The organism is Dysgonomonas sp. Marseille-Q5470, assembly GCF_951230145.1.
Lineage (GTDB): Bacteria > Bacteroidota > Bacteroidia > Bacteroidales > Dysgonomonadaceae > Dysgonomonas.
Genome location: NZ_CATNVE010000006.1, coordinates 1 through 23,241, shown reverse-complemented (window position 1 = coordinate 23,241; position 23,241 = coordinate 1). Strand labels below are relative to the sequence as shown.

Here is a 23,241-nt window from a genome sequence, read left to right as displayed (position 1 = left end):
AACAACACCCTAAAAATTAAAATATGGAAGCAAAAAAAATTATCATCTTTTTATTGGTCATAATTGTTATTCTTAGCCTTGTTTTTATCATAAGAACTATTACGTATAAATTTGGAAATACGGCAAATGGTTCAAGTAATAAAGAAGCCGTAAACACGAAGCCTTCTGAAAAAGCGATTCGTCGTTTTGCAGGTGGAATACGAATTCCTACAATCAGTAATGAAACTTATAATCAGACAAACTTTAAACCATTTGATGAGTTTAAAGAATATCTAGCTCAGGTATATCCTGAAGTGTATAGAGTAATGGAAACCGACACCATAAATACATATGGATTAGTGTTTCATTGGAAAGGAAAAAATAGTAGCCTGAAGCCTATACTATTTCTATCTCATTATGATGTGGTTCCTGTAATTGGCTATGATCCGGCAATGATGGATACAAGCGATACCGTTTTGCAGATAAATGACAAGCCCATACCTCCTATTCAGTCTATTCCTGACAAATGGGATTATCCTCCATTTTCGGGCGCAGTAACAAACGGACGCATATATGGCCGTGGTACACTTGACATGAAGGTTATGCTGTTTTCTCTCATGGAAGGTGCTGATAATCTTATAGCAGAAGGTTTTCAACCGGAAAGAGATATTTGGTTCGCTTTCGGTCACGATGAAGAAGTAAGTGGACGTCAAGGAGCTCTTAAAATTGCAGACTATTTTAAGCAAAAAGGATTAAGGTTCGACGCTGTTTACGATGAAGGTGGTATTATCGCAAGTCCGGGTTCAGCTATGGAGATGATTCAAAAGCCTATGGCTCTCGTAGGTATTGGCGAGAAAGGTTTCCTTACTTTACAACTAACGGTTAAAGGCATAGGCGGGCATTCTTCCATGCCTCCGGCTAAAAGTTCGTTGATATATGCAGCAGAGATAATAGAAAAACTAAATGAAAACCAATTTCCAGCACGTATAATTTCTCCGATAGCATCTTTTTTTGATAATATAGGCAATGAAATGAATTTCTTCGCTCGCATGGCAATAGCTAACCAATGGATACTGAAACCACTATTGTTAAAAACCATGGAGAAAACTCCAGCTTCGAATGCCCTGGTGCGAACAACAACTGCTGTTACAATGGCGAAGGGAAGTGATGCACCGAATGTATTGTCATCAGAATCAGTAGTAACTGTAAATTTCCGTATCCTACCCGGAGACTCAGTTGCCGACGTTATTGAGCATGTTAAAAAAATATGTAACGGTTACGATGTTAATATAGAAGTAATATCTCAACGCGAACCTTCGGGTATCTCACCTATAGACGTCAGAGGATTTGAAGTGATAAAAGAAAAAATCGCACAAATATATCCTGAAGCAATAGTAACGTCATACATTACCATAGGAGGAACTGATGCCTACAAATATCAGATTGTAAGCGATCATATCTACCGTCTTTTACCTCTTGAACTAAATCAGTACGAACAGCGTACAATTCACAATGAGAATGAATACATCTCGCTCGAAAACTTCGGAAAAGTGCAATGGTATTTTAAAGAAATAATGAGGGCTTATTAAAAACCTTAAATCAAAATCGGGAGGTATCATTATCATATATCATTGATGATGATACCTTTGTTTTCAGAAAGAGTTCAACATCTGCAACATTAGCGTCTTTAAGTAATACTCTTTTTTCCTTATCTAAAAGATAAAGAGATGGTATTGCCTTCAAATCATATAATAACATATTCTTCACCTCTTGTTTCTGGTCATAACTATTTATCCAAGTTTCGGGAATATCCGAAAGATGCTTCATCCAAATACTCAAGTCATCATCAGGATAAAATGCGAAAATATTCAACCGCCTTTCTGCCTGAAGAGTATTGATTATTTTTGATTGTTTCAGGTAAGTAATCGTCTCCGAGCAGGCATGACAATCGGGGTTGTAAAACATCAATAAAGTATATTCAGACTTTAGATGATGTAGTGTTCTCTGTTTCCCTGCTTGAAGAGTATAGGTGAAATTTGTCGCAACATTTCCTTTACGGTTTTTTTGCATCATCATTAAGGAAAACTTTGCGCGTTCTTTCGTTGTCAGATCATTGATCGTATCTTTAAGTATGCACTCAACAACGGGGATATAATATTCATCATCCCGCATCGGTGAATTAGCATCGTATAGATACTTTTCATACAAATCCAGAAAATATAAATATACTTTGTTCGTCTTATCTTGCCTTATAGAATGTTCTAACATTTTCGTTATCGAAGAGTAGACCTTTTTATTATCTACTTGAGGAAATATATTAATATAATCTACAAATGCCTGTTCTGTAATCTCGGGTAAATGAATATAGGTGGTGTCGGCAAAATCGAAATTATCCCAATAATGAGACAATAGATAATCAGCTCTTTCATTGGCTTGGGTTAATGCATCAGGAATAGCCACCATATGGAATGTTTTTGGTGTTAATCCGAGTTCTTCCTGATCCATTCTCTTATTCTGTTCAGCCCCCTTTTTTATACATGTCACAAATAGAAGCCCTAGTACTAACAGTATGACTATTGGATAGATAACCCATAATAAAATTTTCATTATACTATATTTTCTTATCATACCTCTATTTTTATATATTTTCCTTAACTATCATATAACTGAAGACAATTACAGTAAAAATAATATTTTTTGTTTTTCCATCAATAAAATATATCGAGTTAATCATCTATTCTTAAAGAATCAAATTCAGCTCTATTGATATCTGTTATTGAATAATATTCGTTTTTAATGTAAAAAAGCCATGCGAATTATCCCAACCCACATGGCCGCAAACTTTACAAAACTACACACAGGCTTGAGACTCACCTGTATTTCGATATGATATTTGTGCCAGAATGTTAATTATCATTATCATTATCATTCTAATTCTACATTAACTGAAGCTTTATACCATTTCAAGTTCTTATATTCTGTATTTAAATAAGAATATTGCTTTTGGCCTATATATACAGTCAACCCCGAATATCTTCTTATATCAAAGCCGTTATAATCCTTCATAAAGGATAAGGTGGATTCCTTCCATAAAACACAATTGGAAATCAAACTCTTTAACATATCTCTCTGTGCATCTGTTTCAAGCAATGCACTGTAATAATCTTCGAAGTCAAAGAATAGACTATAAGAATATCTGTCGAAGTGTTGAATTGTATTTATATCAACTTGCTTAGATAAGTCGCAATTACCTTTAAGCCATCCGGCTAGCCTATCAAGTTCTGACGTTCTAATAATAGAAAATGTAGCCGAATGCAAATACCCCGTTTTATTATCAAACCAAGAGAAAGCATCCTTTGCAAACAGTTTTAGTCCATCTAAAGAACCCGATAAATGATTTATACTATTGGGATAAATTGCGGTAAAGCCAGGAGATATGATCTCTGCTGAGGATGCCAAAATATAATTTGTTTTTTCTTTTAATTCGTAGGCGACTTCTATACCAGCCATGAAACAAGCTTCAAAGATGATGTATTCAAACGTATTATCAGGAATGGCCTGAGCAAAATCAACCAGTTCCATTTCATGCTTCTTATCCATAATAATAGACCTTGGGCTTGTTAATGTAGCCTGAGGTAACCAGCCAGAAGCATGCGAGAAAATGATGAGACCGTATGAGGAAGAGGGATAAAGACTTGTCACTTCTTTTATAACACGGGACAAAGTTTCTTTGCTTGCAGAATTCTCCTTGTTGTAATTATAGATTGTTTTCTTTATGTTTTGCCCATTCTCTGTGGCTATTTCTATTAATGACGGGGTCGTATCGGCTGAATCCGTATATATCAACAACTTTTTATCAGCACTGCCTTTCCATCCTTGCCTAATAGCCTCTATTTTCTGGTAAGTTTCAGAAGATAAATTGTTATCACCTCCCAAATAAAGTAGGATTACATGTTTGTTAGATGTTACAACAGAAGTGTTCTCATCTTTCTCACAGGATACAAAGAATATCCCAGAAAAGATAATTAGAGCTATTTTTATTATTGTCTTCATTTTTTATTTATATATTATCAGCTGGAATGTAATCAAACAGAAATAATCTAATCCAATAATTTTGTTTCTTGCAGATTTCTATACTGATCTACTACCATTCCATCTTTATCTATCACAAGCATCTCAGGAGTAGCTGCTATACCAAAACGTTTAAAGTTTATACCGCTAAACGATTGATAATCGCACAATTTATCTGGCCATGGGTATTTTCGAATATTCTGTTCAAAAGCCTCATTACTCCCATCTGCAGATATTGTCACAACTCTGATTCCTCTTTCTGTCAATTTACTGTAGTTATCTGCCAGCTCATCCAATAAATGTTGACAAATACCACAACTACCATCGTAAAATAAAATTAAAGTCGAATTTCCCCCCGTCATAGATTGTAATCCTTCAATCTGAGGAGCTTTATTTCCGGGAAGTCTAGTGGACACAAGAAGACGTGTTGCAATTTCACTATATCCATCGGCCGGCATATCTATTCCATAAGCATAAGCAACAATAGCCGCTGTAGCATCTGGATATTCTCTCAAAGCATTATTATGAGCAATGACTTTAATAAAAATTTCTATATTTTCCGGAGATTGTTTTTCCAAGCGACCTATTAGTCTCTTTGAATCTCTAACTAACTTTTCTGTTCCACTCTTATCCACGTACAGTTTTATCCAGGCATTTATATACTGTTTTGTGAGACCAAGCGAATCGAGTGAGACAAAATTGAGTGAATCAACCGTATAAAGTTCTACTTCTACAATTTCTTCGGATGTCCCTCCGTTCTCCATTTTTTCTATTATTTTCTCTATATAATGCTGATTCTTTTTCCCACACGAGACAATCGCAAGAGTAAGTATAAAAGATACGATTAAAGCGGTTAAACTATTCCTAATCATCAAGTTTCTTTTTTTATTCAGAACGAGCAATGGAAATTTACTTTCCATTGCCGGTTCTTGTTGATTTTTATTTTAATCTTGTACACAACGTACAGGCAAGATAGCCGTAGTACTCCGTCCTGTCTCAGAAGCTAATTTGGTCGAACTTCCAACTAAATTTGTTCCACCATTTATCCACCAATAACCTAGCTGAGACCAGCTTGACCATGTATAATAAGAATCCGAAACCCAATAGAAAGCACCTCCTGTTAATGTAGCATTTACATTCGAAGAGTTTAGTCCTGTTATAGCCGGTCCTGCCCACCATTGAGCACCTTTCTTTCCTTGGGTATTTGCTATATCCTGAGTTACCAGATTTATTAGACTTGAAGCTTCTCCAGTTGCAGGTAAATGCCACCCGGCAGGACATGCTGAATATCTATTATTATCCGAATAATAGTACTGTCCATTACTTGCTGATGGCGGATAAGTAGATCCATTTCTCCAATTCGTCCCACTAATAGCTCCACCAAAATACACAGCACTTGCTGTACCTTCTTTAGAGTTTTCTACCATCCAGCATTTCGTTCCATACATATGAGTCAAATAAGATCGATTACCGATTTTCAAAGGAACTGCTACTCCGTTTATACCGCAAGCCACAGGATTAATCTGCACTTGCACATCCTCATATTTACCTGCAGGATCAAAAAGTGTAAATATGATATACGACGAAAGATCAGCTTCTGTAGACGGTTTTCTTAAAGTAAAAAGTAAAAGATCGCCGCCTGCTACGTTGTAGCCTCCATTTTGGTTCATATCGAATGAAATCAATAATGATTGAGGATCACTCACGCTTTTGATTTTCCACAAGCTATTCGACTTTATCCTCATACTTTGTTGTGAATTATCTAAGATATAATATTGATTTAGTACAGACTGTACCCCATAGCGTATTTGGCGCAAATAGATCGTTTTGGTAGTGAAACCGGCTCCATTAGATAGAGTAAAGTCAATTTTAGATGCCTTCTCTATAAGAGGATTTGCATCTATTTCGGCTTGAGTCAGAGCTGTAGGAACAATCGTAAAAGTTTGTTTTCCTGTACCTCCAGAAGAAGTATTAAGTATACCATTCAATCCGAGAGTATCAGAACCTGAACCAAAGCTAAAAGGCTTTCCGCCCAATCCTAAATAAGTCAAACCACATTCCCTATCAATAGGCATCCACGAAGCTACAAATTGTTGACTAGCAGGAATTATACCTGCCGATTGACTCTCAAATATAAGCTCATTGATTTCTACACCGTTCAATTTTTTCAATCTCAGTTCGAGTGGAGGAACCATACTTTGTCTCACTTCAATCTTATAAGTGAGCCTTCCGGCACTGATAGTAATATATCCTAGTCGATTTGCCCCCGAATTATTTTCAGTCAGAATTAGTTGCATATCGGTAGTAACATTAGCATCACCTTTATTAACTGAAGTTTTTAACCAATCGTTTATAGGATTACCGCTGTCATCGATGATAGAAGTTACTTTCCACCCCTGTACACTACCATCATTACTTTTGTAGTCAGTCTTAATGCTTACTGTATTATCATCACTAAATGTAGTATAAGCACTTTTTGTAAAGTCAAACTGCCCTTGAGAAACTGCAAGCATAAACTGCCCATCGAATTCAATATTGCCAATCGCAGCTTCATCCCAGACAACAACCTCCGCCTCAATATTGATAGGACGGGAGTTGAATGCATCTTCTTTGGTACGATACCCTGCCGATTTCACTTTGGTTATATTTATTGTATATAGATGATTTCGTAATATATCCAAATAGGTCTTCCCGTTAGCGATATCAACACGATAATAACTAACCTCGGTAGAACCATTATATTTGCCTCCCAGCACCAAAGTTGTTACTTTACTCAGATTCACTTCAGAAGCAGTCTTCGGCACTAAAGATTCGAAAGTATATATGTTATTAATAATACTATTGTTTGTAACTATACCAGAGCCTTCATAGTCGATAGGCCCTTTAGTTGTTGTACCTGTTACTGTGGGCTTTTCTACGGATGAGCTGCTACCTGGCACAAGATTTTCCGCATCAGGAACAATCCTTCCCGAGCTATAATAGTTATATAAAGACACGCTTGATAGAGCAAAACTATTCTCGCTTATTGATGGATCTATTTTGACATTAATTTTGGCAACCATACGTAATAACTTCAAGTCTGTAATTGTAGTATTATCTTGAATTATTATATTATTAGGCGTTTCTCCCCACATCGGAATCGGTAAATATCCGGCAGTTTCATTATTTACATTCCATTTATTTATACCTGTAAGTTGCAATTGTTGCATTATGGCATCTTTAGACGACCCCACAGTAATACCTCCGGCAAAAGTGTTATCCAACTGATCTTTCGCATTAGCCAAAGCAACAAATCGGTATGTCTGGGTACCATCTTTAAAGAGAGTAACAACAAACTTTTTCTTATTATTAACTCCATCATCAACTATGGATCCTTGCTCGGCTTGTGCGCGATAAGCGAAGGTTTCGTCATTTCCATTTACTTTAAAAGCCAATATATCAATAGATCTAACTTCATTTTCATCGTTTTCATCCAATGCGTATGTTCTTGGCAATTGAGCCGGCATACTTATGCTAAATGGCACTTGCACTTTACCTTCTTTCGATACGGGAAAGTGATCTCTTTCTTCATAATCGTCACGACAGCCGATTAGTACCAAAAGTAATGGTAGTATATAAAAAAATATTTGCTTCATCGATTATCTGTTTTCTATATTATTATGAGTTATTGTAATTCTGTATTATCCATATTTACGACCCATCCATTAATGGTAACAGTTATATCCATATTGGATTGCCCGGGAACATAAGGGCGAGCAAATGTCAATAGAATGTCATATGTATGTGTATTTTCGATATCTATCACCTCTCCGCCTTCATTCACTTTTTCGATAAGAGTCATCAGGTTGGCCTTATAGACAATCTGGCTGTTTATAGGACTTAGAATTTTCAGAATAGGATCTTTACGGTCTTTACTCAATCTGAGTATATTCTGAGAACCTGACAATTGTTGATCTCCGCCAATTAGCAGAGAACTTGTATAATGAACCTCTTCCGTATCGGAAGCGAATGAGTTGTCAAATTTATAAATGCCGTTACGTGCTGTTATAGTCAGCTTGTAATCGTTGCTGCTTGGTACGAAATTTTTCGTCTTAATATTTATTGTATTTGTATTTCTTGTAAGAGACAATCTCACACTTTGATATTGCTCTTCTTTTACATCTACCGATGTTCTGTAGGCATAAAATAATGCCGGAGGATTTGTTCGGACAGTATCATCTTTATCTTTTTCAATATATACTCGTCTTTCATCTAAATTCGAGTAGCTGTTTTGTTTATATGGATCTTCTAAATTTATCCATGAAACAAAAGTGTATGTGCCTGGCTGCAGAGAAATAGTCATGTAATAATTTGTTCCGAATGATGGTTGAGCATCATGCTTTTCTTGCATAAAGTTGCCATCTTTATCAAATATATAAAGCTTTACATCGTTTACTTCTTTTGTATCCAGAATAGTACCTGAGTAGATTCGAGGTGTGTATTCAAAATATACACGTATATCTTTATTTTCGGGAAGGCAATCTTCCAGCTTCTGGTCAATACAAGAATATTGCATTGAAACTAACAGAATCAGAAATAATAGCGGTATATATTTCAAGTGTTTCATTATAAATATTTGTCAATAAGAGAATCTTTTTATTGAGTTAATCCGTATCGCAAAGTATCATTGCTTTGCGATACCGGTATTAACTATTTTCTTTTAATGTTAGAATTATAAAATTTCACTATTCTGAGTATTTTCTGCCCAAGGCTCAACCACTATATCAACTGTAATGTTAGTTGGTTTAGATATTTCATGACCCGGATTATCGATATTATCTCCACTTTGTCCTAAACCATTTATTGCAGTAATATTTACTTTGTAAAGGTTGTTACGGAAAATATTATAATTATGTGCCGGATTCAAATAGGCCTTGTAAAAACAATATCCGTCTTGATAGGTAATCATAGTTGGAGTAGTCCCATTTATTGTAGCATCATAAGCAGCAGCATCTATTTGATCTATAAAATAATATTTAACACCGGCATTTGATACAACATAGAATGTTTGGGGATTAACCGGAGCCGTTTCACTAACTAATCCGCTAGAACCATTTCCGGCAACACTTAGTTTTACAACTTTAGTTGGTAAAAATTTTGCACGGATAGAAGTGTAGGTAGAATAACCTTCGAGACTCTGAGCAGATATATTTTCCAAAGCATACGATACATTTGCTGTAGTAATAGTTGTACCATTTGCATTTACAGCTTTATAAGCATTTTCTTTATAAAAATCAGCTAGTGTATTGGTCGGACTAAACGTTGAAGCACTAGGGAGTACATAATATAATTTCGTAATGTTACTTAGTGAAAATTGTAAGTCAGATACTGTTCCTCCCAATACATTGTATTGCAATCCTGCCCCTTTTTCTACGGCTACCTTTGCTAATAAACGAGATACAGTTGCAGATACTTTGTTTGCTGTAGCAGCATTAGTATCAGTCTCTTCTACAAAAGTAGGATTTGATGCAACTTTACTGAACATAGCAAAACCGTTTGCAGGATTCATTAAATCATTTGCACTTGAAACTTGATATATTGCAGTCAGCCCCCTGCTTGCAACATCTCTTGCTAATTCGTCAGATAAGTTAACACCCACATAGATTTTTTTTGCTCCTACTGTTGTCGCAATTGTCCTGTTAGCTGTGTACTCGTTATCTGTAGACGAGGTAAAGTCTGAACTACTCAAACGTTCACGTTTCTCAAGGACATCGCTATCGTTAAAGATGAATACATCAACTGAAGTCATCATATTTTCATCGGCAGTAGCATTCACATCTGTTGTATAAGTTTTTGGCTGAGCTATCGAAAGAGTAAAAGTTGTAGCTTTACCATTAGGAGTAGGATTTCCACCCTTACCTGTTAAGTCATCATCATTGGAGCAACTTGTGAAACCGGCTATCAGAGCTGAAGTTGCAATTAAATAGTTGAAAAATACTTTCATTTTTAAAATTGTTTTTGAATTAATTATTTATGGATTCTCTCTTTATAAATTATTTATCGAATAAATCTTTTTCAGTTTTTCTGATTCGAGATTATCAATCACTTTAATTTATAGTACAAAACTAGGCATATCAGATGAGGATGGCCTTATATAGCTCATTATAAAAAAGTTAGAATCAACATCTAAAAATCTAATCTTTTTCTAATGATTATCAATACACTAACCACACCTCTCATCCTTACTTATTATATCGTTCTAATTTGAGATTATCTTCTCGTTTGATTTGCAACTCCTGTAGATTATGATTTGCTTTTGAAACCCCTCCTGTTAAAGCCCTTCGAAACAAGTCTTCAGCCTGATCCAGATCTCCTTCTTTCAAAAAAATGACACCAAGGTTATTTAATGTGGGTGGATTAGAGCCTGCATTTAATAGATTTCTTTTAGCTAGAGACAATTCATTTACTAAGATAAGAGCTGCACCTGCATTATTATTTGCCGTTTGATCGCCGGGATAATATTTTGGAATAGTATCGGCTAATATCTCTACAAATTCTTTACTCCCTTCACCATAGCTTTGAGCTATTTCATAAAGTTCCAATTGATTGAGTTGTGAGTCTTTTTTTCGAAATAAACTTTTGGACTGATCGAGTGTATAATTTTTAACCGTCACGTTTATATTATATTCAACACGCCTCAATTGAGGAAATAATTCGTCTGACATTTGTTTATAAGGTACTCCATTTGCTAGTTTTCTCAGTTCAAACTCGTATCCATCAGAAGTATCTGCATTATCTATAATATTTATTATCTCATTCTTGTATGTAATATTCGATTGAAGTACCAGCTGTTTAAGCCTATCCCAATCTTCAGCAATATTATTTACCCGAAAGAAGCTTTCCGAAAAACCAAATTTATCTTTCATATAGTTTTTCAAGGATATTGCCCGTGCATAAGACAAACGATCATTAGGGGCATATGAACCTTCAGGAGAAGCATAACCTTCAATAAATAGGCTTTTTATTTTTAAATCAGGATCATTGATAATACCTTTTACCAAAGTATCTATTTTCTCTAACTCCTCCTGATTATGCCTATATTGGGGAAGAATAACAGATTTCCCTCCCTGAAAATCAAGATATGCATCTCCATGTATTGTAAGTATTTTAGATTCATACTTTGGCTCTATATAAGAAACGGAAGGATTTACCTGATAAGGGGTCTGAAATTTTAATTTTACCTTATTGTTCATCAGAAAAGTAAACAAGTGACTTTCATTTCTACACCCTGCAACTTCTTGCTTGATTACAAAATGTGCACTATCCATCCACATCTCATACGGAACTTTAAAATCATAAGTAAGTAATGTATCTGTAAACTGATTGGTAATAATGGTTGTATAGGGAACAATGTTTTCAAATTTATCTTTATTTAAAGACCTCCATCTTTCGATTAGATTGTATTTCTTATTTCCGGAAATGAGCATATAGGGAAACTCCATAATTGATTCATTTGAAACTAACTGAGGTGTTAAATACATGGCAGTACAATCACTGACAGCACCTGCACGGATATTTACTTTAAAGTATATATGAAGACTATCATTCTCTTCTTTTACCTCGTTACTTATAAAAATGATTCGTCCTGTATATCCCTTTGCAGAAACATTTAATACAATGATTGTAAATAGTATAAATATTAATATTCGTTTCATATGATTTTACTTAAGCCATTCATTAAAGGCTTTAGACATATATTTGTTATATTTTATTATTCAAACATATTTAGAAGTATGTCTGCCAATTTTTATTCTCTCTTGATTGTTACAAACTGTTACTTAATAAAATAAATCACAGATAATGAAGCCTTAGTGGGAGTAAAGAAGTTTTTGGTCTCACTGCCTAAAAACTTTTTACAACTCTTGCAAGCATATCGATCATAATCAGCATGCACATAGCCCATTCCAAAATTTCCTTCGAGCGACCAACGTTTAGACATACTCCATTGATATCCGTAACTAAATCCAACACCATATAAGTCTCCCTGCAAACGACTGCTTTTCATATAATCCGAGAATGGAAGCCCAGTCAAATTATAATGAGCATAGACGCCTTGCAATCCGAAGAAATGACCACTGAAAGGTTCACATAACCAGTACCGAATTTCAGGCTGTACAAGTATATGTTTCATATTCTTGTTTACATTAAACTCCCATGGATTGTAACTAAAAGAGATATCGATGCTGTATCTTTCTCCGACTTTGAATTCTGTTCCAAAAGCAATCGAGCTAGTTATATCAAAAAACAAGTTACTTTTTACTGCCCATAGAGGAGTCTTCGCTTGAATTGGTCTCCAATCTGTCAGATTATTCAGAATATCAACCATTTTGTTCAAATCCAAAGAATCTTTTGCTGAGGATATCGATTCCAAAGTGACATGCTTGCTCTCTGATGATAATGAAAGATCATCAGGCATTATTTTTATTTCCTCATTCAACTCTTTGTCCACCTTAACAGATACTACCGGACTTTCTTTAGTATCTTTTAAGTGAACAAGATTTTCCTTTTTTTTAGAGGTTTTAGTCGTAGATAAAAAAATAAGATTTTTACGTATAGTATAAGTATAGTCTGTACCTGCTAACAACTGATCTAAAACAGTTTTCAGATCAGCGTCATGCAACCTAATTGTTATCTTACGGTTTGTGTTAAAGTTGGAGTTTACAAAGGCAAAAGAATATCTTGTTTGAGATTCTATCTGAGATAGAACTTCACTCACCGGAATATTTTGTCCTACAACTGTCACGCTACTCTCCTGTGCCGATAGTGCGGGTAATGCATAGAAACAAACTAAAAAAAGTATCATTTTGAGCATGTAAAGCCTATATCCATACATAAGTGGATACATTTTGTTATATAGTTGCATTTTTAAGTTGGTTATTCTGTCTTATTATTACTTATATATACCGTATTTTTTTCTATTTTATAGGATAAGCTATTATCCAGACATCTGAATATCTCTATTATTTCAGTTATGTTATCCGATTGTTCTATCGTTAGTGTATAACTTCTATTGAGATCGACATCTTTATCAATTTCTACATCAATATCAAACTCTCGTTTAAGCGTTAAGGCAATTGCTTTTAGTGTTTCATTATTAAATACAATCTTCCCATTCGTCCAATCCGCAATATCTTTAACTACATTTGTATCCAGATCACGTATGATCCCTTCTTTGGTTGTGTTATTTAATACAAACTGCTGATTCGGTTTTAGTTTAAATTCCTTATTGTCAATAGTTCGTATAGCAATCGAACCCTTATTTAGTGTTACAACAGTTGATTGGTCATCAGGATATGCCGATACATTAAATTGGGTTCCAAGGACCTTTACATCTAGATATTTTGTGCGTACTATAAATGGCATGTCATTCTGCCTTGTTACTGATAAATAAGCTTGCCCTTCCAGATTAATAATTCTTGCGCCGTCATTCGAATTTTCATTATATTTTATTTTACTCCCCGATTTAATCCATATCTGCGAACCGCAAGCGAGCCCCACTTTTTTATGTTTACCATAAGGGACATTAACTACAACCATTTGATTATCTTTATCTTTCTGAACATCCTTCGTCAAATTATATATTCCTATCAATAGAACTAATGGTAAAAATACTACTGCTACACGAAGCCAGTAATAAGGGCGTTGGCTCATTCTTTTCTTCTTCTTAAAACCTAGTTTTTTTGTAATCTTTTCATATTCTTGTTTAGAAGATAAATCTTCCTGATTATCTAATGAATCCCAGAGCCTATGCATAGCTTTTTGCTTTTCTTCAGAATTTTCAGGATTAACCAGCCATGCATGTATCTTATTTTCCAACTTCTCGGAGTATCTATTCTCAAAGAACCTGTTTATAAGCTTATGATATTGCTTAGTTGGTATATTATTCATTTTCTATTTTTTGTTGAGCTTTACTTTCACGTTCTGTATTAAAAACGATCTAGCTTGTATCTACGCACGGTCAAAAAAATAATTTTCTCTCTTTAATTACATAATGTTTTAATAATATGATCATTGTATATCTTTTTTTAAAAGAAAAATGATAGTACATTTCTAATTTTTTTCATTGCTAAGCTCAATTGATTTTCGACTGTTCTTTTACTTATCTCTAGCTGTTCGGCTATCTTATCGTTTGGTATCCCTTGATTCCTGCTCATCTTATATATAGTTCGCTGCTTTTCAGGCATATTTTCTATTTCCATTTCTACCAGCAGCATGGTTTCCTTTGCTATATACTCATCCTCAGCATTTACTAAGTCTAAGGGTAATACTATTCGTTCATTATAAAATGATTCGCGAATCTGTTTGCCTCGGATGTAATCGATCGTTTGGCGATAGGCAATCGTGTATATATATGAATCAAAGCCTTTAATCCCTTTAGAAGTCATCGTAAACGAATCATGATTCTCCCAAACTTTGACAAATACATTCTGAGTTAGTTCTTCTGCAACAGCAACAGACTTGACAAAGCCATTTATGTAATACTTTACTTTCGGAAAATACTTCAGAAATATAGTTTCAAATGCTTTATGGTTCCCTTTGTGTAAAGCTTCTAATAGCTTGTATGTTATCTGATTCTCCAAAGAATAATTAGATTATTTATAGAAATTATTTGATTTATCATAAATACTCCTCAATAAGAGCAAACGAATAAGACAGTAGCAACGCACGATCTATCAATAAATATTTTACACTTCTTAATGTCCGATTGTCGTTATAAAATAGAATAAGACACCCATGACTTTTTCCAAAGAGAAAAAATCTTTACAGTTATATACCGAAAAATAATATCGGAATATGGTAGCGTAAATACTTTTAGAACAAGTGCGAATCTGATTTACTTAAGAAGATAAGAATATTGCACTTTGTGATAAAGACGGCTCGAGAATAAAACGATGTAACACCGAATCCTAAATTATTATAAAACAGAGCCAAGGAGGGTAGTGTATTTATTGGATAAAGACCAAAAATAAGTGTAATAAATTACGTGCAAAATACAAATCGAAAAGTCCATTTCTTCAATGGACTTTTCAATCTTTATTGCTTAATCATTCACACCCAGAAATTTGAACGGCTGTGAAACCTTGAAGTTATTTATTGTATTCCCATTGTAAGTTTCACCATTTGCTAAAGATAATTTAAGTACAGGAGCACCTTTTGATAAATTCATGTCCTGAAGATTTACCCAGAATGTATTCGGAGTCAAACTCGATTCAAAGAAATAAGTCAAATTCTTACTATCCGATACTGTTCTCCATTGTGTTGTAGAAATTTCAGGACTATCAGGAGTAGAAATTCCATAAGGAACAGAAGCGTTACGAATAACACTGAAAACGCTTGCTACCGCTAATTTCTCATCTCCTATTTTAGGAAGTGCATCGATATAGAAGCTAGCTCTCGCAAAACGATCGGCAGCACGATTAGTACCTGGAAGGAAAGTCAATCCGCCAATAGACTTCCAATAGTCATTCAAGGCCAACTGTTTATCATAAGTTGGAGAATTGGTCATTACATTATAGTCCTTGCTATGGTAGATATTGAGCTTTCCATCTATATATTCGAAAATAGCGCTATCGCCCTTAGCATCAGAAATAGCAAGGTGTAATGTTGCCAGCCTCGAACCATCAGGCATCTTATCAGAAACTACTTGAAAAGAATTTTTACCTACAAAAGAAACAGCTTCATCAACCGAAGCAAAGTTATCGAGCATATATTGTACCCAAGCAGCTATGGTTAGTCCCGGTTTGCTCTTATCCCATGCCGGATATACAGACTCATTCAACCATAACAAATTTGCAACTAAACCCTTCTCATTCATTCCATCCGTACTGGCTATTTCAAAAACAGATGTTACTACACTACCATATTTAGAGGTCCATTTTAAAGAATTGCTTCCGGTTTCCCCACTTCTTTCCATCCCTCTAGGGAAAACCCATATATTACTATGCATTTCAGTTTTCCAGTCCATTGTACGACCTGTTACTACCATTCCATTATCTCCGGTATAAACGACACGTGTACATGCATTCGCTTTAGGTATTGTTACCAAACATATAAAGCCTACGATAAACAAATAAATTCTTTTCATTTCTTTAATTTTTTAATTGTGATTTAAACTATTTTTGATTTTATAATATTGTTTTCTAATTTTGATACTGCAAAGGTAGATATTGTAACATAAACAAATGAAAAACAATCCATTATAAAAACATTAGAATTAAAGAGTAGGGCTCTAATATTTTTCTAATAATATTCTTTAGATATAAAAATTTGATTATTCATCGTGGCTTCTAAAGCGGTATTGAATATCGCAAATACAACATCTCCAAAATATTCTTACTGAAACATACAATAACAAACTAATGAACAACATACGCCTTTAATTTTAATATGGATATAAAGATGTGTTTAGAGCCATAATCAAAATAGATTACCAAATACCAAAACTTTGTAGTGATAAAATTCGTTATTACTTTTATCACTTAATAATAAATAGGTAGGGTAAATAAATTAGAATAATGTATCAGATAGAAGTAAAAGACGTATATAAGTCATTTAAGGATGTACATGCCGTTAGAGGCATCTCTTTTGGAATAGAACCCGGTAAATTTGTAGCTTTGCTTGGGCCTAATGGAGCCGGAAAGACAACAATGGTTGAGATGATGGAAGGATTAAAAAAGCCGGACTCGGGTGAAATTCTCTTACAGGGTAAAAATTGGCATAAGAATGAAAAGGAACTCAGGGCAATAATAGGTCTATCATTACAAGAGACTCGTTTCTCGGATAAACTGACTGTCTTTGAAACATTATGCTTGTTTGCCAGTTTCTTCCGACTTGGCGAGAAACGAGCAAATGAAATTATCGAACTCACCGGTCTGGAAAGTAAACGAAAATCTATGGTAGGAACACTCTCCGGAGGACAGCGGCAACGGCTAGCCTTGGGAGTAGCACTATTAAATACTCCGCAAATTCTTTTTTTGGACGAACCGACTACAGGACTCGATCCTCATTCACGACTCGATCTGTGGAATATTCTGAAAGAATTAAAAGACAAAGGTGAAACCACTCTTATCCTAACAACACATTATATGGAAGAAGCTGAATCTCTTTGCGATCATATAATCATTATTGATGAAGGAAAAATATTAAAGGAAGGAAAACTAGAAGAATTGTTGGACGAAAATTCCCGCAACCTCGACGAATTATTTATCAACCTCACAGGAAAAGCTCTTCGAGAGAACGGAAATATTGTACTGTAAATAACACTTATATACTTTCAATTATGTCAATAAAGGAATCAATCAAAACCAATCAACTATATCAACTTTTCAAGACCCAGTTTTTATTAACAATCCGTGAACCGGAAGTTCTTTTTTGGGGTATGATCTTTCCTGTACTCATCTCCATCGGATTGGGTTTGGCTTTTACACAGCAAACGGAATCAAAATTTAACGTTATACTTGTTGAGAAGAATAAAACCGAATTAGATTCACTCCTCCATATTTATGGAACAAGTGTACAGAGTAAAGAAGGGAACGTCCTAAATTGGAAAATTAGTAACAAAGAACTGGGTAATACCGTATTTAAGTTCTCTCAAAGCAACTGGGATTCGTCTATCATCTCCTTAAAGAGGGGTGAAGCAGATGTGATTGTTACAGACTCGTTGGGAAAGGCCATCTATCATTTCGACCCTCTCAATACTCAGTCTCAGTTAGCATATATGAAACTTTCAGCATTGGTAAAATCACCCGATTCAACCATGAATGCTGAAAACACCAATATCGAACCATTAACATTACTGGGTGTTCGTTATATTGACTTCCTCATACCGGGCCTAATTGCTTTCGGACTGATGAGTTCTATTATGTGGGGAATTAGTTATACAATTATCGAACGAAGATCCCAGAAATTGTTAAGACGGATGGTTGCGACACCAATGAAGAAATCTAATTTCTTGTTTGCATTGATGTTTGTACGGATTCTCATGAATGTAGTTGAGTCTCTGATTCTTCTGTTTTTCGCATGGCTAATATTCGATATTCATATCCAAGGAAACATCGGAGCGTTGATTGTTTTATTTTTGGCCGGCAATCTTGCGTTTACAGGAATCGCCATCTTAGTTGCATCCCGCACTACTAAAACGGAGGTGGGTACAGGATGGATTAATGCAGTACAAATGCCTATGATGTTGTTATCGGGTATCTTCTTTAGTTACCATAATTTCCCGGAATGGAGCATCGGTACTATTAAGTTACTTCCGCTAACGGCACTAACAGATGGAATACGTAGCATTTTTAATGAGGGAGCAGGATGGATGGAAGTGATCTATCCGACTTGTACTTTATCGGCTCTTGGAATTATCTGTTTCGTTATAGGTATGAAACTATTTAAATGGAATTGATTTAGGTTACCCATTATCAATCTCATTTACAAAAAACATATGATTATTATTAATCAAACAATATAGTTGAGGGGAGATTAATCCCTTCAGCTATATGTTGTTTTATACAATTTTGATTAGTAAGTTGATCTAATAGCATTTTATTTATTAGTGTTAATTATGAATAAAAGCTTTTCGTCTGAGAAGAAAAACAAATAATTTTGAGAGAATATTCCTCTAACTGATAATGAATAATGGCTTCCAAAGTTTTAATTATTGAAGATGACAATACATTCGGAATTGTCCTAAAAAAATGGTTTAATAAAAATGGATTCGATCCTTTGGTTAGATCGACTGTAGACGAAGCTAAAAAAGATTTATTAAAAGTTGATTTCTCGTTAATCATAACAGATCTAAGACTTCCTGATGGGGATGGTATAATGTTACTGACTTGGATCAGAGAAAAGAAAATAAATACACCTGTTATCATAATGACCAGCTATGGGGAAGTGCAAAGCGCAGTCTCGGCTATTAAACTAGGAGCTTTTGATTACATGGAAAAACCCATAAACCCGGAAGTTCTAAAATCAAAAATAGAAGAGGCTTTAAATCATACTCCTATTCAAACATCAAAAGAAACACTTTCTACTACACGTATCGTTTATGGTACCAGTGATTTATCCAAACAGATGTATGAGCATATACAACTCGTAGCACCGACACATTTGTCTGTACTTATAAGAGGAGAAAGCGGCACCGGAAAAGAATATACGGCTAAAATGATACATGATTACAGTCAAAGAAAACAAGCTCAGTTTATAGCTGTGGATTGTGGTAGCTTATCAAAAGAATTAGCCCCAAGTGAACTATTTGGACATCTTAAAGGATCATTTACCTCTGCTATTGCAGATAAGAAAGGTGTATTTGAGCAAGCAGAAGGAGGAACAGTTTTTCTCGATGAAGTCGGAAACTTATCATATGAGGTTCAGGTTCAATTATTAAGAGCCATACAGGAACGAAAAATACGCCCGGTAGGCTCTGCCACAGACATAAAAGTAGATGTAAGAATGATAGTTGCAACGAATGAAAATTTGGAAACAGCTATCACCGAAGGACGTTTCCGTGAAGACTTGTACCATAGATTAAATGAATTTACACTCATAGTTCCACCCTTGCGTGAGCGAAAAGATGATATTGTTCTTTTTGCAAATAGTTTCTTAACTGATGCCAATAAAGAATTGGAACGAAAAGTGGTGCGATTTTCGGAAGAGTGTATGTCTATACTAAAAGAATACCACTGGCCCGGAAATCTCCGAGAATTAAGGAATGTTATACGTAGAACTGTATTGTTTACGAAAGGAATAGAAATTACTCCAGATCTCTTACCTGAATTTATCCAAATCCCGAAGCAAACAGAACAAATCTTATTACCAATAGATGAACGGGAGCAAATACTCAAAGCTCTGAAAATAACAAAGGGAAATAAAACGAAAGCAGCAAACCTACTCAATATTGATAGGAAAACCCTTTACAATAAAATGCATCAACATGGTATGGAAATTTAATGAGAATCCAAATAATTTTGAACATCAGATATTATCTGCTCGGCATATTCGATAAGTTCGAGGACGTCACTCTCCCAATCGGGATACATTACAGTAGCATCTAAACGATGTACATCTAGTTTCTTCAATATATCTAATTTATCAACAGCCCCAAGTTGTATAAACATTGGCTGCATTTTATGACCAATAAGTTGAGCCGTATTAAAATCACTCTCAAGGAGAGCCTGCTTAAGACGACTCACGTTTTCTGCTGTAGATTGAACAAAAGATATCAGAACCTCATGTAAAGCATCAGAATCTTCTTCCAGAATTTTATTAAGTGAACTAAAACCTATCACCCTTTCATCTTTTATTTGCCCTCCAAATAATAAATTTAGATCACTTATTGACACAGGCTTTTTGATATAGGCTTTAAAGCCCATTCTTATAAAGTCATCATAATCGACATCTTCTCGGGCTGTGACTATTGTAATCGGTACATTTATTCGACTGTATTTTATCCTATTTAAAACATCAATACCGCTAAAAGTCTCCATTTCCATATCTGTCAAGATCTCATCATATTGACCAATCTCAGCTACTATCGCGTCAAATTCATCTATATTATTACAAGTAGAAGGTATATGCCCTAGGCTTAACAACATATTACGAATAATAATCAGATAAGACATATCGTCGTCCACCACTAATATTCTCTTAGGAATGAAATTATCCTTTACAAAGACCTCGCTTACAGGAATAGATATTTCAGTTCTCGTGCCTTTCTCTTCCTGAGAAGAAACTTTTATACTCCCTTTTAGTAAATCGACTAACCCCTTAACTACGTACAGACCAAAGCCTGAGCCTTCGGATAAATGAGAATTTTGATCTATCCGGCTAAATGGTAGAAATATATCTTTTATCTGATTTTCAGGAATACCTACGCCCGTATCTTCTATAATGCAATATAATATGGAATTAGAATATTTCACATCAAATTGAACGGAACCTTCAGATGTATACTTAATCGAATTAGATAAGATATTTATTAGTATCTGCTTGATTTTTAAAGAATCAGATGATAATATCAAATTCTCATCGAATCCAAATGAATAAGACAATCTTAGCTTCTTCTTATTGGCTAAAGGAATAAACATTTCGACTATCTGCTGACACAAGTCACGCAAATTAAATATACGATTCGATATGTTCGAGGTACCTTGCTCAATACTCGAAAATTCTAATAAATTACCTAAAAGTGCAAGAATATATTGTCCCGAATCCTTTATTGTACGAATCTCATCAGAAAGGAAATTATCCCTTGTTTCTTTTAATTCTAAGGTTCCGAGTATAGAATTAAGAGGCGTTTTGATATCGTGAGAAATAGACAGTAATAGCTTATGACGGCTATCCATAATCTGCTTGATTCTTCGGTTTGCCTGCTCTAGATTCTTTCGCAACCTATAACTTTTATTTACATCACTTATTATAAGCAATATGAATATAAAAATCAGGATAAGAGAAACAATACTGCTTATAATAGAGTAAGTATTATTATCTCGTATAAGTTGTTCACTTTTCTGAATTTCATCAAGTCTTGTCTGTACAGTCTGGTTATATAGACCAATAAGTAATGTTGTAATCTCAGAAGAAATTTCTTGATCTGCTACAATTAGATTACTTAAATTGCTTTCGATTGATATAATTCGTTTTACATAATCGTCTTTAGCTTGTTCGGCTATTTCTGTGACTTCTGATACTATATGGAGTGTATCATTCTTGGGCATGGTCAATGTATCCAATTTGGCTGTAGTAATAGAAGTTACAGTATCTGATCCTTTTGATGATGAAAATAATTCACCCAGTTTTTTCCAAAAACCTTTTTTAGAGCCAGAATAGATTATAGTATCTTGTATGGTAGCAGTAACTAAAACAGTATCTTTTCTGATAACAGGATCAATTTCTTTTAATACTTCATTTATTGACTCGATTGGATTTTTATTGCTAAACTGCTTATTCAAATTTGAGACAATTACTCCTTTCTTTACCAAAAGATTATTGATCTGCTGTAGTTTCTCATTGTGTAGTGGATTTATATGACTTAGAGAATCCATTAAACATTCAACAATATTTAATCTTTCATTAAAGAGTTTATAATGCTTTACTTGTTTCGAAGATACATAAAGGTTTACTTCCAATTGTGATTCGTTTACAGAATCAATTAGCTTGTTTACAAGTGACAACTCCTTATAGTACTGCAAAACACTTCTTTTTTGATCATCGATGTCGTCTCTAAGTTTATATATATAAATGAGCATTCCGCAACAAATAAGAGCTACGATTAAATATATCAGTACAGCTTTGAATCTTATATTTTTCTCGGGAGTTTCTACCATTACCTAGTCTTTTCTATATATAAAACGAACAATTAATGATTCTATTTAGTTTTCCACAACTTAGATTGTAGAAATTTTCCACAATTCTACAGTTGGATTATTCTTCTTTATTAAAAGAAAATTGAAATAAAAATCTAATAATAAACACATTACACAAACAAAAGACATTTCTATTTCTTTTGGCATAGCTATTGCAAACTATATAGTGTAAGTGAAGATTACACATTTATACCTAAATTAATAGTAATTTAAAAATTAGAAGACATGAAAACAATGAAATTTATGATGTTAGCCATTGCGATAGTTTTTGGAACATCAACTTTTGCAAATGTACAAAGTTTCTCTAGTGAAAATAATGCAGTTGTTGCTATCAATCAAACAAACGATGATGGATATGTAGACGTGAAGTTTGAAGACTTGAATGAGAAAGTACAAGCTGCGATACAAGGATACACTGAATCTTATAATGTTACAGCTCTTGCCTACAATGCAGATAAGAAACTTACTAAAGTAACCCTATCTTCAAAATCAGAAGAAAGCATTAAAGTTGTTATCTTGGATGACGAAGGTAAGGAATACGTAGAAGCTACTGCTAAATAAATCAGCCCCAACCTACATCTGACAATTTTAGTAAATAATAGGAAATATTTTCGGTATTTCCTATTATTTTTTCATATAAGTACAGGGTAAAAACAGCCCCTATAAATGTGTATATAATAAATGAAAAGTATACCGGAATGGATTTGAAAAGTATACCACTTAGGAAGGATTTTCAAAGAACGTAAAATGCTTATAAGTTAGCTTCTCTTGCTAACATTTTTTCAGTTTCTTTAAC

General features: G+C 34.3%; 17 protein-coding genes. 5 read left to right on the top strand and 12 right to left on the bottom strand.

The genetic code is table 11. The features are described 5' to 3' along the window. Positions 1 to 23 precede the first annotated feature (23 nt). A complete protein-coding gene (locus tag QOX35_RS11205) occupies positions 24 to 1,568 on the top strand; it encodes a M20/M25/M40 family metallo-hydrolase (protein ID WP_283686962.1) in 1,545 nt (514 codons plus the stop codon). Between the two features lie 10 nt (positions 1,569 to 1,578). On the opposite strand, the gene QOX35_RS11200 is transcribed toward QOX35_RS11205, so the two are convergent. The 11 genes from QOX35_RS11200 to QOX35_RS11150 all read right to left on the bottom strand — a co-directional run bounded on the left by QOX35_RS11200 (position 1,579) and on the right by QOX35_RS11150 (position 16,174). After that, a complete protein-coding gene (locus tag QOX35_RS11200; protein ID WP_283686961.1) occupies positions 1,579 to 2,586 on the bottom strand; it encodes a DUF5106 domain-containing protein in 1,008 nt (335 codons plus the stop codon). Positions 2,587 to 2,904: 318 nt separating this feature from the next. Beyond that, on the bottom strand, positions 2,905 to 4,032 hold the full coding sequence (locus QOX35_RS11195) for a clostripain-related cysteine peptidase (RefSeq protein WP_283686960.1): 1,128 nt from the start codon (positions 4,030 to 4,032) through the stop codon (positions 2,905 to 2,907). A gap of 47 nt (positions 4,033 to 4,079) precedes the next feature. After that, positions 4,080 to 4,970: a peroxiredoxin family protein gene (locus QOX35_RS11190; protein WP_283686959.1), complete on the bottom strand. Its 891-nt coding sequence runs from the start codon at positions 4,968 to 4,970 to the stop codon at positions 4,080 to 4,082. Between the two features lie 24 nt (positions 4,971 to 4,994). Beyond that, positions 4,995 to 7,685, bottom strand: coding sequence for a FimB/Mfa2 family fimbrial subunit (locus QOX35_RS11185; RefSeq protein WP_283686958.1), 2,691 nt, complete (start codon positions 7,683 to 7,685; stop codon positions 4,995 to 4,997). Positions 7,686 to 7,714: 29 nt separating this feature from the next. Then, complete coding sequence (locus QOX35_RS11180) at positions 7,715 to 8,656, bottom strand: FimB/Mfa2 family fimbrial subunit (protein WP_283686957.1); 942 nt, start codon at positions 8,654 to 8,656, stop codon at positions 7,715 to 7,717. 105 nt (positions 8,657 to 8,761) lie between these two features. After that, positions 8,762 to 10,033 (bottom strand): Mfa1 family fimbria major subunit, encoded by a 1,272-nt coding sequence (locus QOX35_RS11175; protein ID WP_283686956.1) that lies wholly within the window; start codon positions 10,031 to 10,033, stop codon positions 8,762 to 8,764. A gap of 238 nt (positions 10,034 to 10,271) precedes the next feature. Further along, positions 10,272 to 11,744: a DUF3868 domain-containing protein gene (locus QOX35_RS11170; RefSeq protein ID WP_283686955.1), complete on the bottom strand. Its 1,473-nt coding sequence runs from the start codon at positions 11,742 to 11,744 to the stop codon at positions 10,272 to 10,274. Positions 11,745 to 11,863: 119 nt separating this feature from the next. Beyond that, on the bottom strand, positions 11,864 to 12,892 hold the full coding sequence (locus tag QOX35_RS11165) for a DUF3575 domain-containing protein (protein ID WP_283686954.1): 1,029 nt from the start codon (positions 12,890 to 12,892) through the stop codon (positions 11,864 to 11,866). 71 nt (positions 12,893 to 12,963) lie between these two features. After that, complete coding sequence (locus tag QOX35_RS11160; protein WP_283686953.1) at positions 12,964 to 13,977, bottom strand: FecR family protein; 1,014 nt, start codon at positions 13,975 to 13,977, stop codon at positions 12,964 to 12,966. Positions 13,978 to 14,114: 137 nt separating this feature from the next. Next, the gene (locus QOX35_RS11155) at positions 14,115 to 14,669 is read right to left on the bottom strand and encodes an RNA polymerase sigma-70 factor (RefSeq protein WP_283686952.1); all 555 of its coding nucleotides are present in this window, start codon (positions 14,667 to 14,669) and stop codon (positions 14,115 to 14,117) included. Between the two features lie 461 nt (positions 14,670 to 15,130). Next, positions 15,131 to 16,174: a linear amide C-N hydrolase gene (locus tag QOX35_RS11150; protein WP_283686951.1), complete on the bottom strand. Its 1,044-nt coding sequence runs from the start codon at positions 16,172 to 16,174 to the stop codon at positions 15,131 to 15,133. A 430-nt stretch (positions 16,175 to 16,604) separates the two neighbouring features. On the opposite strand from QOX35_RS11150, the gene QOX35_RS11145 reads away from it, so the two are divergent. From QOX35_RS11145 to QOX35_RS11135, 3 genes are all read left to right on the top strand, one after another. Further along, a complete protein-coding gene (locus QOX35_RS11145; RefSeq protein WP_135104210.1) occupies positions 16,605 to 17,345 on the top strand; it encodes an ABC transporter ATP-binding protein in 741 nt (246 codons plus the stop codon). 23 nt (positions 17,346 to 17,368) lie between these two features. Further along, positions 17,369 to 18,487, top strand: coding sequence for an ABC transporter permease (locus QOX35_RS11140; protein WP_283686950.1), 1,119 nt, complete (start codon positions 17,369 to 17,371; stop codon positions 18,485 to 18,487). 233 nt (positions 18,488 to 18,720) lie between these two features. Beyond that, positions 18,721 to 20,031 carry a sigma-54-dependent transcriptional regulator gene (locus tag QOX35_RS11135; protein ID WP_283686949.1) on the top strand — a complete coding sequence of 437 codons (1,311 nt, stop codon included), beginning with the start codon at positions 18,721 to 18,723 and terminating at the stop codon, positions 20,029 to 20,031. Here QOX35_RS11135 and QOX35_RS11130 read toward each other — a convergent pair. Next, on the bottom strand, positions 20,028 to 22,406 hold the full coding sequence (locus tag QOX35_RS11130; protein ID WP_283686948.1) for a hybrid sensor histidine kinase/response regulator: 2,379 nt from the start codon (positions 22,404 to 22,406) through the stop codon (positions 20,028 to 20,030). The genes QOX35_RS11135 and QOX35_RS11130 overlap by 4 nt on opposite strands. A gap of 264 nt (positions 22,407 to 22,670) precedes the next feature. Here QOX35_RS11130 and QOX35_RS11125 point away from each other — a divergent pair, with 264 nt between their 5' ends. Continuing rightward, positions 22,671 to 23,006: a hypothetical protein gene (locus tag QOX35_RS11125; RefSeq protein WP_135104206.1), complete on the top strand. Its 336-nt coding sequence runs from the start codon at positions 22,671 to 22,673 to the stop codon at positions 23,004 to 23,006. Positions 23,007 to 23,241: the final 235 nt, after the last annotated feature.

What these genes read in the sequence shown, in the direction of transcription:
- QOX35_RS11205 (WP_283686962.1), top strand. Translation starts at nt 24, where the DNA reads ATGGAAGCAAAAAAAATTATCATCTTTTTATTGGTCATAATTGTTATT.
- QOX35_RS11200 (WP_283686961.1), bottom strand. Translation starts at nt 2,586, where the DNA reads ATGAAAATTTTATTATGGGTTATCTATCCAATAGTCATACTGTTAGTA.
- QOX35_RS11195 (WP_283686960.1), bottom strand. Translation starts at nt 4,032, where the DNA reads ATGAAGACAATAATAAAAATAGCTCTAATTATCTTTTCTGGGATATTC.
- QOX35_RS11190 (WP_283686959.1), bottom strand. Translation starts at nt 4,970, where the DNA reads ATGGAAAGTAAATTTCCATTGCTCGTTCTGAATAAAAAAAGAAACTTG.
- QOX35_RS11185 (WP_283686958.1), bottom strand. Translation starts at nt 7,685, where the DNA reads ATGAAGCAAATATTTTTTTATATACTACCATTACTTTTGGTACTAATC.
- QOX35_RS11180 (WP_283686957.1), bottom strand. Translation starts at nt 8,656, where the DNA reads ATGAAACACTTGAAATATATACCGCTATTATTTCTGATTCTGTTAGTT.
- QOX35_RS11175 (WP_283686956.1), bottom strand. Translation starts at nt 10,033, where the DNA reads ATGAAAGTATTTTTCAACTATTTAATTGCAACTTCAGCTCTGATAGCC.
- QOX35_RS11170 (WP_283686955.1), bottom strand. Translation starts at nt 11,744, where the DNA reads ATGAAACGAATATTAATATTTATACTATTTACAATCATTGTATTAAAT.
- QOX35_RS11165 (WP_283686954.1), bottom strand. Translation starts at nt 12,892, where the DNA reads ATGATACTTTTTTTAGTTTGTTTCTATGCATTACCCGCACTATCGGCA.
- QOX35_RS11160 (WP_283686953.1), bottom strand. Translation starts at nt 13,977, where the DNA reads ATGAATAATATACCAACTAAGCAATATCATAAGCTTATAAACAGGTTC.
- QOX35_RS11150 (WP_283686951.1), bottom strand. Translation starts at nt 16,174, where the DNA reads ATGAAAAGAATTTATTTGTTTATCGTAGGCTTTATATGTTTGGTAACA.
- QOX35_RS11145 (WP_135104210.1), top strand. Translation starts at nt 16,605, where the DNA reads ATGTATCAGATAGAAGTAAAAGACGTATATAAGTCATTTAAGGATGTA.
- QOX35_RS11140 (WP_283686950.1), top strand. Translation starts at nt 17,369, where the DNA reads ATGTCAATAAAGGAATCAATCAAAACCAATCAACTATATCAACTTTTC.
- QOX35_RS11135 (WP_283686949.1), top strand. Translation starts at nt 18,721, where the DNA reads ATGGCTTCCAAAGTTTTAATTATTGAAGATGACAATACATTCGGAATT.
- QOX35_RS11130 (WP_283686948.1), bottom strand. Translation starts at nt 22,406, where the DNA reads ATGGTAGAAACTCCCGAGAAAAATATAAGATTCAAAGCTGTACTGATA.
- QOX35_RS11125 (WP_135104206.1), top strand. Translation starts at nt 22,671, where the DNA reads ATGAAAACAATGAAATTTATGATGTTAGCCATTGCGATAGTTTTTGGA.